This is a genomic window from Kitasatospora sp. NPDC004289, from assembly GCF_053602875.1.
In genome coordinates this window covers 1-9,974 of the sequence record NZ_JBSGEL010000135.1, presented here as the reverse complement: position 1 = coordinate 9,974, position 9,974 = coordinate 1, and the positions used below count along the sequence as shown (strand labels likewise).

The following is a 9,974-nucleotide window of genomic DNA, read 5'->3' as shown; positions in this document are numbered from 1 at the left end:
ATCCGCTCCAGTTCGCCGTCGTCACCCGCCCTGGCCTCGTCGACGAACGGATACGAGCACGCGATCTCCGTCAGCAGGGCCGGCCCTGGCCGAGCTGCCCGCCTTCGCCGGCGACCGCCTCGAACCCGCCCGCAGCGGAGGCGACCTGCTGGTCCAGCTCGCAGCCGAACAGCCCTGGACCACCGCTGTGCTGACCGAGCACCTGGTCACCGCCGCCGCGCGGTGCGGCGCGGCCGTCCGCTGGAGCCAGGCCGGCTTCCTGCCGCCCGTCCCCGAGGGGCGGACACCGCGCAACCTCTTCGGCTTCAAGGACGGGACCGCCAACCCCGCCCCGGACGACCCCTCCCTCTGGGGCCCGCCCGGGCCGCACGCGGACGGGACGGTCCTGGTCTACCGCCGGATCCGGATGGACACCGCCGCCTTCGCGGCCCTCCCGACGGAGCGTCAGGAGCTGGCCGTCGGACGCCGGGCCGACACCGGCGCCCCGCTCACCGGGAACGCCGAGCACGACACCCCCGACGTCTACGCCAAGCACCCCGACGGCTCCTACGTCCTCCCCGCCGACGCCCACGTCCGCCTGAGCAACCCCCGGCTCGACGGCGGCGCCCGGATGCTGCGGCGCAGCTGGTCCTACGACGACGGCCCCGCCGACCGCGGCCTGCTGTTCTGCGCCTTCCTCCGCGACCCGGCCCTCTTCACCCGGGTCCAGACCCGCCTCGCCGAACACGACGCCCTCACCCCCTTCCTGACCCACACCGCCTCCGCCCTCGCCTGGGTCCTCCCCGGCGCCCCCGAGGGACGGCAGCTGGGCGCCGACCTCTAGAGCCTGTCTGACAATTCGCGTCGGATCAGGCCGGGTCGTTCAGGGCCCCTCCTGCCCGATGGCGGGCAAGGAGGGCGCGTGCGATCGGCGTGCGGCCGGGGCGCCCTCGTAGCGGAGCTACTTGGGCGTTTCGGCCGTGCGGCGAGCGTGCGTGCCGGGCGGGCCGGACCCGGCGGGAATTGTCAGACAGGCTCTCGGGGGCTGTCGCTCTGGTGGGATCGGGCGGTCGCCACCGGGGCACGCGTCCGCCTCGACCTCGTACCGGGAGCGTCAAGTCAAGCTCCCTGCGGAGGATTTGACGGGCCGTCAGGGTCATCCTCCGAAGGGCTCCGGCGCACCCCGCGCGGGGGAGGTGCGGCGGGCGCGGCGGGTGCGAGGGTGGTGGCCCGGTGCCGCAGGGGGGCCGGGGAGAGGGGGCGTCATGGCCGGGTTGGGCGTGCGGCTGGCAGCCGTCGCGTTGGCGGGGGCGAGCGTGTTGGCGGTGGCTCCGGTGGCCGCCGCCGAGGGGGCGGTGGCCGGGGCCGGGGAGGAGCGGCGGGCCCGGGTCGAGGGGCAGCAGGAGCTGCGGGAGTTGGTGGAACACGGCGGCATGACGGCCGCGCTCGCCGAGATCCGGGTCGGCCGCTCGCAGTGGCACGGCGCCGCCGGGGTGGCGGAGCTGGACGGCGGGCGGCCGGCCCGGGCGGACGGGCGGTTCCGGATCGGGAGCGTGACCAAGACCTTCGTGGCCACGGTCGTCCTCCAGCTGGCGGGCGAGGGCCGGCTGCGGCTCGACGACCCGGTGGAGCGCCACCTGCCCGGCGTCGTCCCGAACGGCGGCGCGATCACCGTCCGCCAGCTGCTCAACCACACCAGCGGCCTGTTCAACTTCACCGAGGACCACCGCTTCCTGGTCGACGACGAGGCCGAACTCCAGGACTTCGCCTACGGCGGCTGGCGCTACCGCGACTACCAGGCCCGCCAGTTGGTCGCGGTGGGCGTCGAGCACCCGCCGTACTTCGCCCCCGGCCAGGGCTGGCACTACTCGAACACCAACTACGTCCTCGCCGGGATGATCGTCCGGAAGGTCACCGGCCGCAGCTGGCAGCGCGAGGTGGAGCGCCGGATCGTGGAGCCCCTGCACCTGGAGCACACCGCCTTCCCCGGCTCGCAGACCGGCCTGGGCGGCCCGTACGCCCACGCCTACCTGGACATGCCCGCCGGCCCGGCCGACATCTCCCGGCTCAACCCGAGCGTGGTGGACGCGGCCGGGAACGGCATCTCCACCACCGCCGACCTGAACCGCTTCCACGCCGCGCTCTTCGGCGGGAAGCTGCTGCGCCCGGCCGAGATGGCGGCGCTGACCACCACCGTCCCGACCAACACCCCGAACGGGACGTACGGGCTCGGGGTGCTGCGGATCGACCTCGGCCCGGGGTGCGAACCGGCCTGGGGCCACGACGGCGGGCTGCCCGGCTGGAGCACGCTGCTGCTCGGCAGCCGGGACGGAAAGCGGCAGTTCGCCCTCTCCTACAACCCGTACGTCGGCAAGGACGACTCGGCGAGCGGGCAGCCGATCGGCTCACTGATCGTCAAGACCCTCTGCGACCAGCCCGCACCGCGCGCGCTGGCCCCGTGGTCACTCCCCCGCACCGGGCCCGACCTGCGGGTCGGGAAGGCCTAGGCCCTCCACCGCACCCGTGGCCGTGGCCAGGGCGAGGTGGTCGTGGAAGTCCCGGCTGTGCACGATCAGCCCGTCCCGCACCCGGAGCACCTGGACGTTGGCGACCGTGAACTCCCGCCCGGTGGGCCGGTGGTGGACCAGGTAGTCCCACTCCGCCACCACCACCTCGGGGTCGTCGGTCCGGCGCACCACCACCTCGGTGGCGGTCAGCCGGACCGGCGTGGCCGCGCCGACCAGGGCGAACCGCTCGGCCAGGGCCCGGCGGCCCTCGATCCGGCGCGGGCCGACCGGCTGGAAGGGCGTCTCGACCACCGCGTCCTCGGCGTAGAGGGCGGCGAGGTCGCCGTAGCGCTCCTCGCCGATCGTCTCGACCAGCCGGTGGAAGACGGCGCTCGGTGACAGGGTTTCGGGCATGGTCAACCCCCGTGGGTTCGGCCGCTAGAATCGGACCAGCGACTCCGCTTAGAACGATACGGACTGGCGACTCCGCTTGTCCAGGCTTTCCCGCCCCCGGCGGGCGAGAGGTGTGGTGCAGGGTGACCGACCGTCAGGACCGCCAGGACCGCCCGCTGCGCGCGGACGCCGCCCGCAACCGCGCCCGGCTGCTCGACGTCGCCACGGAGGTCTTCACCACCCGCGGCACCGCCGTGCCCACCGAGGAGATCGCCCGGGCCGCCGAGGTCGGGGTCGGCACCCTGTTCCGGCACTTCCCGACCAAGGAGGCCCTGCTGGAGGCGGTGATGGTCGGCCGCCTGGAGGCGGTCGCCGCCCGGGTCGCCGAACTCGCCGACGAGGACGACCCGGCCACCGCCTTCTTCGACTGCGTCCGGCTGCTGGTCGAGAGCTCCGTCGGCAAGGGCGAGTTCACCCGGGCCCTGGCCGCGGCCGGGGTGGACGCCCACACCGCGCTCCGCGGACCGAGCGACGCGATCCTGGGCCGGCTCACCGCGCTCCTGGAGGACGCGCAGCGCGCCGGTGCCGTCCGCCCCGCCCTGGCGATGCCGGAGCTGATCGCCCTGCTGGTCGCGGCCGGCGGAGCGGTGGAGCAGCTCGCCGCCGACCCCGGAGCCCGCGACCGCGTCCTCGCGGTCATCACCGACGGCCTGCGTCCGCCGCGCTGACCCGCCCTCAGGAGGCCGTGGCGAACAGGGTCCACGGCTCCGGGCGGGCGAGCGACAGCCGCGGCTTGGCCTCGGCCCAGTGCCGCACGGCGGTGGCCATCACCCCGGCCGGGTCGGCGACGGGGTGGGTCGGGGCGAAGGGTTCGGTCATCGCGGTGTAGCTCTGGAACATCGCGAGCAGCTTCACGGCCTGGGCCTGGAACGGCGAGAGGTGACGGTCCGCCAGCGGCAGGAAGAAGCGGTCCCAGCGCTCCACCGGGACCAGCGGCGGCCGGGCGATCGGGGGCACGCCGTGGGCGGCTCGGCAGGAGTTGAGCGTCCCGCAGATGACGTCCAGCAGCTCCGAGAGCGTCAGGCAGGCGTGCCCCGCCGCGATCACCTCGGTGCGCGGGGCCGCGGGCGGCGCGGCCAGTGCGGCGGCGGCGATCACCTCGGCGACCTGGTCGACGGGGCTGATCTCGGCGTAGCCGCCCGGGTCGCCGACCACCACGGCGGCCAGTCCGGAGACCAGGGCCTGCAGGATGGTGTACGGGCCGGAGAAGCGGGCGATCCGCCCGTCCCCGCTGCGGCCGACCACCAGCGGCGGGCGGACCACGGTGAGCGGCCCGGGGTGCTCCTCCCGGACCAGCTCCTCGCAGCGGGCCTTGGACCACTCGTAGCCGTTGCGGTAGCCCTCGAACTCGGCGCCGCGCAGGTCCCGCGCGTTGCGGGTGCCGCCGACGTAGGCGGTCGAGACCTGGACCAGGTGGGTGTCGCGGTCGGCCAGGGCCAGCACGGCGCGCAGCGGTTCGAGGTTGGCGGCGACCGCCTCCGGGCGGGTCAGGGTCCAGCGGGTGGTGGCCGCGGCGTGCACGATGACGTCCCAGTGGCCGGCCAGGTCGGCGGGCGGCGGCTCGGCGCCGATCCGCCAGGAGAGCGGGGCCTCGGGGGTGGCCCGGCGGGCCACCGGGACCACGGTGTGGCCGGTGGCCCGCAGCAGGCCCAGGGCCTCGGTGCCGACCACTCCGGTCGCGCCGGTCAGCAGGATTCGCATGGCATCGTCCCAGCGTAGGAGGGGAGGTGACGGCGGGTCAGGCGGGGAGGAGAACCAGGCTCGCGTTCTGGCCGCCGAAGCCGAAGGAGTTGGAGAGCACCGGCCGCCCGGGCGGGATCCGCCGGGGCGCGGAGCGGACCAGGTCGACCAGCGCGGCCTCGGGGCTGCTGCGCAGGTTGGCGATCGGCGGCACCTCGCCCCGGGCGGCGCAGAGCAGTCCGAGGGCGGCCTCCAGCGCGCCGGAGCCGCCGATCAGATGGCCCGTCACGCCCTTCATCGCGGTGACCGGCAGCGTCCCCGCGCCGAAGACCCGCTCGATCGCCCGCGCCTCGGCGCGGTCGTTGAGCACCGTCGAGGTGCCGTGCGCGTTGACGTGGCCGATGTCGGCCGGTGCCAGCCCGGCGTCGGCGACCGCCCGCCGCATGCAGCGGGCGGCCGTCCCGCCGTCCTCGATCGGGGCGACGATGTGGAAGGCGTCGCAGTTCTCCGCGTACCCGGCCACCTCGCCCAGGACCGTGGCGCCCCGGTCCAGCGCCGCCTCCCAGCGCTCCAGCACCAGCACGGCGGCGCCCTCGGCCATCACGAAGCCGTCCCGGTCGGTGTCGAACGGGCGGCTGGCCAGGCCGGGTTCGCCGTTGCGCGCGGACATCGCGCGCATCTTCGCGAAAGCGCCGACGATCACCGTGGTGACCGGGGCGTCCACGCCGCCGGCCAGCGCCGCGTCCAGCTCGCCGTGCCGGATCCGGCGGGCCGCCTCGCCGATCGCGGTGGTGCCGCTGGCGCAGGCCGAGGAGTAGGTGGTGCAGGCGCCCTGGTACCCGTAGCGCAGGGCGAGCCGGCTGGCGGCCGAGTTGGCCATGGTGCGCGGCACGGTGTGGACGGGGAGGTCGCCGGGGCTGTCCCAGTGGTCGGTGGTGACCTGCTCCATGCTGGCCAGGCCGCCCATGCCGGTGCCGATCTGCACCCCGACCCGCTCGGGCGACAGCCCGCCGCAGTCGGCGAACCCGGCGGAGGCGACGGCGTCGGAGGCGGCGCAGAGCAGCAGGGTGGCGGCCCGGTCGATCTGCCGCAGCTCCCGGCGGGTCAGGTAGGACTCCACGTCGAACGGCGGGACCAGGCAGGCGATCCGCACCGAGACGCCGCGCGCCGTGAGGAGTTCGCTGACGGAGGCGGTGGGGCGGGCCTTGAGCACCGTCTCGTAGGCCTCCTGCACCTCGTTGCCCGCCGGGGTCTTCACGCCGATCCCGGTGACCGCGACCCGGTGTCCGCCGTCCGGCCGCCGGGCTCCCCGACGCGCCGTCACCGGGCCCCCGCCGTGCGGAGGGTGAGCAGGTCGATGGCCTGGCCGACGTCCTCGGCCCGGGTCAGGTCCTCGACCTCGATCCGCAGGGCCAGGGTGCGTTCCAGCCGGGAGCCGATCTCCATCAGCTCCAGGCTGTCGATGCCGTAGTCGGCCAGCAGGCTGGTGTGCTCCTGCACCTCCTCGACCTCCGTGCCGAGCACATCGGAGATGGTCGTCCTGACCACCAGGGCCAGTTCCTCGCGCGTGGGCATGTCCGTCCTTCGTCGAGCCGGAGCGATCATCGGGTGGTCACCGCCGTCAGGGCGGCGTCCAGGAGGCCGAGCCCTTCGGCCAGTTCGGCCTCGGTGGCCACCAGCGGCGGTAGCAGCCGGATGGTGGTCGGGCGGCCCAGGCAGGGCGAGACCAGCAGGCCGCGGGCGGCCAGTTCGAGCACCATCGCGCCCGCGCGGGCGGGCGTGTCGAGGTCGACCCCGCGCAGCAGCCCCAGGCCCCGCACCTCGCGCACCGCCTCGGGGTGGCGGGCGCGCAGCCGGGCGAGCCCGTCGTCCAGCCGGGCGGAGAGGGTCCGGCCGTGCCCGGCCAGACGCTCCGTCAGCTCCAGGGCGGGCGGCAGGGCCGCGCAGCTCAGCGGGTGGCCGCCGAAGGTCGCCGAGTGCAGGAAGGGGTCGGCGTCCAGCCGCGCGTACAGCCGCTCGGAGCAGACCAGGGCGGAGAGCGGGACGACTCCGCCGCCGAGCGGCTTGCCCAGCAGCACGCCGTCCACGGGCAGGCCGAGGGCCAGGGCGAGCGAGGGTTCGCCGCAGCGGCGCAGTCCGCACTGGATCTCGTCGGCGATCACCATCGCGCCGTGCTCCACCGCCGCCGCGCACCAGGTGCGCAGCACCTCCGGCGGGAGCGGGACGGCGCCGTTCTCCCCCTGGACCGGTTCGAAGACCAGGGCCGCTACCGGCCCGGTGGCCAGCTCCCGGGCCAGGGCCTGCGGGTCGTCCGGGTCCAGGTGGGCGACCTCGACCGCGCAGCCGCGCAGGCCGACCCGGTAGAGCGGACTGTGCGTCAGGGCCAGGGCGCCGAGCGACTTCCCGTGGAAGCCGCCGCGCACCGCGAGCACCCGGTCGCGGCCGGTGGCCAGCCGGGCGAGCTTGACGGCGACCTCGACCGCGTCGGAGCCGTTCAGCCCGAAGTGCACCTTGGGCAGGGCGCCGCCGAGGTGGGCGGCGAGCAGTCCGGCGGCGCGGGCGGCCACCGGGTTGGCCAGGCTGCGGGTCGCGGTGGGCATGGTGTCCAGCTGGCGGCGGACGGCGGCCAGCACCTCGGGGTGGCGGTGGCCGAGCAGGGTGACGGCGTAGGAGCCGAAGTCCAGCACCCGGCGCCCGTCGGAGAGGGTGACCCGGGCCCCCTCGGCGGCCTCCTCCACGGCGCCGCGGCCGGCGAAGCTGCCGGTGAGGGCGAGCTTGGCGGACAGGTGGCGGCGCAGCTGGTCGAAGACCTCCGTCGCCACCGTCGTGGTCATGCGCCCACCGCGACGGCCGGCACGAGGCGGGTGCGCAGGGCGGCGATCATCTGCTCGGCGTTCTCCCGCAGGGCCTCGGCCGCGATCGGGTTGAGCATCTCGGCGAGCAGCGGGATGCCGATGTCGAACTCGGCGGCGAGTGCCACCAGGCTGCCGCCCTCGCCGTCCTCCCGGACGGCCCAGTGGCCGCGGAACTCGCCGAGGTCGCCGGTGAGTTGACGGAAGTCGAAGCGCCGGGCGGCCGGGTCGACCACCTCGGCCTCGGTCCAGCGCAGCACCGAGCCCTCCAGCCGCACCGACCAGGCGGTGGTGCGGTGGTGCTCGTCGCCCTGCTCGACCACCACCACCTCGTCGACGCTCTCCATGCAGTGCTGGTACGACTCCACGTCGACCACCGCCGCCCAGACCGCGTCCGGCGGTGCGGCGATCGGCAGTTCGACCTCAACGTGCGGCACGGGGGAACCTCTCGGGATCGGGGACGGGGGTGTGGCCGGCGGCGTGCGGGCCGAGGGCCCGGGCCCGCGCGGCCGTCAGGGCCGGGGGCAGCGCCCGGCGCAGCAGGGTCCGCCGCAGCGGGCGCAGGTGGGTCATCGCGGACCACAGCTCGACCAGCTCGCAGCCGAGTTCGAGCTTGGGCTGGTACGCGGTCTGGGCGAACCGGATGTGGGTGCACCCGGCGTCCAGGGCCAGCCGGATCGCGGCGTGGTGCACCGCGTGGTAGAGCCCGGCCTGGTGGGCGATCCGGTAGTCCAGGCCGATCCGGGCGCCGGTGGCGCCCGTACCGGCGAACAGGCAGAGCAGGAAGGCGACCAGCCGGTCCCCCTCGAAGCAGGCGACCAGCCGCCGCCCGGCCGGGGGCGCGCGGTGGACGGCGGCCAGGAAGGCCCCGTCCAGCACGTCCAGCCGCTGGTCGGCCCGGGCCATCACCTGCCGGTAGAGCCCGAGCATCTGCGGCAGCAGGTGGGCGAAGTCGGTCAGCACCTCGGTCCGCAGGCCGGGCCAGGCGGCGGAGCGGCGCAGTTTGCTGCGGGCGTTGCGCCGCGCCTTGGCGGGCAGCCGGGCCAGGTAGTCCTCGAACCCCCCGGGGCCGAGGCGCAGTTCGGTGTCGGGGAGGGCGGGGACGGGGAAGAACCCCGCGGCCTCCAGAGCGGGCCGCAGCCCGGCCAGTTCGACGGGGGCGAAGTCCTTGAACACCACCGTGCCGAGGCGCTCGCGCCGGGCCAGTGCCAGCGCCCCGGCGACCAGCACGTCCAGGGCGCGGCGCGGGAGGCGGCGGTCCGTCAGCAGGTGCCCCTGGCCCAGCAGGTGGCCGCAGAACAGCATCGGCGCCCGGAGCAGGCCCGGCAGGGCCCGCCGGACGGGGGCGAGGCGGCGCCGGTCCTCGGCCCCGACCACCTCGTCCAGCCGCAGTCCCGGGAAGAGCGCGACCGGCAGCACCGCGAGCGCCTCCCGCTCGCCGGGGGCGTCCTGACGGAGCACCAGGTGGGCGTAGCCGTCGGGGCCGATCGCGCCCGCCTCCATCGCGCGCAGCACCGGGCGTGACCAGACCGGGTCGTCCGGCGGTGCCAGGCGCTCCCAGAGTCCGGGCGGGAGCGCGTCGACGCCGCGCGCCACCTCGACCCGGTAGCCGGGGGCGGCCGTCACCCCGGTCATCCGATCCGCAGCGGACGGCCGCCGAGGTACTCGCGCAGCGGCCCGGCCATCCGTGCCCGGGCGGGCGGGTGGAAGCCGAGCGCCCCGGCCGCTGCGGCCAGGTAGCCGCCGTCGCCCGAGCCGACGAAGGCCATGCCACCGAGGGCGGACAGGCAGCCGCGGGTGGTGCGGGCGATGGCGTCCTCGGCCGCGTAACGGGCCGTCAGGGCGGCCACCAGCAGCCCGTCGTCCCAGGGCTGGTCCTCGTCGTCCAGGGCGCGGGCGACCGCCTCCACCGCGAGCGTCGCGGCCTCCACCTCCACCAGGTGGACGGCCGGGTCCTCGGGCGGGCCGCCCGGCTTGGTCAGCACCCGCTCCACCAGGGCGGAGGCCACGCCGAGGTAGCCGGCCGTCAGCAGCAGCTCGAACCAGAGGAAGCCCGCCGTGTTGAGGTCGTCCGGCACCGCGTCCGCGGTGACCTCGGTGAGCACCACCTGCCCGCGGTCCAGCTCGACCTCGGTGAGCACCACCTGCTCGCTCTCCGCCCCGGCCAGCACCGGGTTGCGCCAGAACGGGCGCACCTCGACGCCCGGGGTCCCGGCGGGGACCAGGGCGACGGCGAGGCGCTCGACGCCGTCCTCGTCGGCCAGCAGCACCGAGGCGGTCAGCAGGTCCATCGAGCGGGCCAGGCTGCAGGGCATCTTGCTGCCGTTGAGCACCACCTTCCCGCCGCGCAGCTGCGCGGTGATGTGGGGCTTGAGGATGTTCTGGCCGGCCCGGCCCTCCGCGAAGCCGGAGGCCAGCAGCAGCGTGCTGCACCGTCTCCCGGCGGAACAGCCGGATCACCACGAACAGCAGGCTCAGCCCGAGCGCGGCCCAGGCCGCCGGG

Annotated in this window: 11 protein-coding genes; 3 read left to right on the top strand and 8 right to left on the bottom strand. The window is 75.8% G+C overall.

Features of this window, described 5'->3' with window-relative positions:
• Together ACWEPF_RS38975 and ACWEPF_RS38970 are read left to right on the top strand one after the other, a co-directional pair.
• Nucleotides 1-823 (top strand): Dyp-type peroxidase (locus tag ACWEPF_RS38975; protein WP_452176393.1); only part of this gene is annotated, 823 nt, incomplete at its 5' end.
• A 421-nt stretch (nucleotides 824-1,244) separates the two neighbouring features.
• On the top strand, nucleotides 1,245-2,486 hold the full coding sequence (locus ACWEPF_RS38970) for a serine hydrolase domain-containing protein (RefSeq protein ID WP_452176392.1): 1,242 nt from the start codon (nucleotides 1,245-1,247) through the stop codon (nucleotides 2,484-2,486).
• On the opposite strand, the gene ACWEPF_RS38965 is transcribed toward ACWEPF_RS38970, so the two are convergent.
• The gene (locus ACWEPF_RS38965; protein WP_345288171.1) at nucleotides 2,442-2,900 is read right to left on the bottom strand and encodes a nuclear transport factor 2 family protein; all 459 of its coding nucleotides are present in this window, start codon (nucleotides 2,898-2,900) and stop codon (nucleotides 2,442-2,444) included. The two genes, ACWEPF_RS38970 and ACWEPF_RS38965, sit on opposite strands and share 45 nt — an antisense overlap.
• Nucleotides 2,901-3,022: 122 nt before the next feature.
• Here ACWEPF_RS38965 and ACWEPF_RS38960 point away from each other — a divergent pair, with 122 nt between their 5' ends.
• On the top strand, nucleotides 3,023-3,607 hold the full coding sequence (locus tag ACWEPF_RS38960; protein WP_452176391.1) for a TetR/AcrR family transcriptional regulator: 585 nt from the start codon (nucleotides 3,023-3,025) through the stop codon (nucleotides 3,605-3,607).
• Between the two features lie 7 nt (nucleotides 3,608-3,614).
• Here ACWEPF_RS38960 and ACWEPF_RS38955 read toward each other — a convergent pair whose 3' ends face one another.
• From ACWEPF_RS38955 to ACWEPF_RS38925, 7 genes are read right to left on the bottom strand one after another with little or no spacing between them, the layout of a single operon-like run.
• Nucleotides 3,615-4,640: an SDR family oxidoreductase gene (locus tag ACWEPF_RS38955; RefSeq protein WP_452176390.1), complete on the bottom strand. Its 1,026-nt coding sequence runs from the start codon at nucleotides 4,638-4,640 to the stop codon at nucleotides 3,615-3,617.
• 37 nt (nucleotides 4,641-4,677) lie between these two features.
• Nucleotides 4,678-5,943, bottom strand: coding sequence for a beta-ketoacyl-[acyl-carrier-protein] synthase family protein (locus ACWEPF_RS38950; protein WP_452176389.1), 1,266 nt, complete (start codon nucleotides 5,941-5,943; stop codon nucleotides 4,678-4,680).
• Nucleotides 5,940-6,194: an acyl carrier protein gene (locus tag ACWEPF_RS38945; RefSeq protein ID WP_452176388.1), complete on the bottom strand. Its 255-nt coding sequence runs from the start codon at nucleotides 6,192-6,194 to the stop codon at nucleotides 5,940-5,942. Before ACWEPF_RS38945 ends, ACWEPF_RS38950 begins: the two co-directional genes overlap by 4 nt.
• 26 nt (nucleotides 6,195-6,220) lie before the next feature.
• On the bottom strand, nucleotides 6,221-7,453 hold the full coding sequence (locus ACWEPF_RS38940; RefSeq protein WP_452176387.1) for an aspartate aminotransferase family protein: 1,233 nt from the start codon (nucleotides 7,451-7,453) through the stop codon (nucleotides 6,221-6,223).
• Complete coding sequence (locus tag ACWEPF_RS38935) at nucleotides 7,450-7,908, bottom strand: type II toxin-antitoxin system RatA family toxin (RefSeq protein WP_345288160.1); 459 nt, start codon at nucleotides 7,906-7,908, stop codon at nucleotides 7,450-7,452. Before ACWEPF_RS38935 ends, ACWEPF_RS38940 begins: the two co-directional genes overlap by 4 nt.
• A complete protein-coding gene (locus tag ACWEPF_RS38930) occupies nucleotides 7,895-9,106 on the bottom strand; it encodes a GNAT family N-acetyltransferase (RefSeq protein ID WP_452176386.1) in 1,212 nt (403 codons plus the stop codon). Before ACWEPF_RS38930 ends, ACWEPF_RS38935 begins: the two co-directional genes overlap by 14 nt.
• Nucleotides 9,103-9,786: a hypothetical protein gene (locus tag ACWEPF_RS38925; RefSeq protein ID WP_452176385.1), complete on the bottom strand. Its 684-nt coding sequence runs from the start codon at nucleotides 9,784-9,786 to the stop codon at nucleotides 9,103-9,105. Before ACWEPF_RS38925 ends, ACWEPF_RS38930 begins: the two co-directional genes overlap by 4 nt.
• Between the last annotated feature and the right edge of the window lie 188 nt (nucleotides 9,787-9,974).

What these genes read in the sequence shown, in the direction of transcription:
- ACWEPF_RS38970 (WP_452176392.1), top strand. Translation starts at nt 1,245, where the DNA reads ATGGCCGGGTTGGGCGTGCGGCTGGCAGCCGTCGCGTTGGCGGGGGCG.
- ACWEPF_RS38965 (WP_345288171.1), bottom strand. Translation starts at nt 2,900, where the DNA reads ATGCCCGAAACCCTGTCACCGAGCGCCGTCTTCCACCGGCTGGTCGAG.
- ACWEPF_RS38955 (WP_452176390.1), bottom strand. Translation starts at nt 4,640, where the DNA reads ATGCGAATCCTGCTGACCGGCGCGACCGGAGTGGTCGGCACCGAGGCC.
- ACWEPF_RS38945 (WP_452176388.1), bottom strand. Translation starts at nt 6,194, where the DNA reads ATGCCCACGCGCGAGGAACTGGCCCTGGTGGTCAGGACGACCATCTCC.
- ACWEPF_RS38940 (WP_452176387.1), bottom strand. Translation starts at nt 7,453, where the DNA reads ATGACCACGACGGTGGCGACGGAGGTCTTCGACCAGCTGCGCCGCCAC.
- ACWEPF_RS38930 (WP_452176386.1), bottom strand. Translation starts at nt 9,106, where the DNA reads ATGACCGGGGTGACGGCCGCCCCCGGCTACCGGGTCGAGGTGGCGCGC.
- ACWEPF_RS38925 (WP_452176385.1), bottom strand. Translation starts at nt 9,786, where the DNA reads ATGCCCTGCAGCCTGGCCCGCTCGATGGACCTGCTGACCGCCTCGGTG.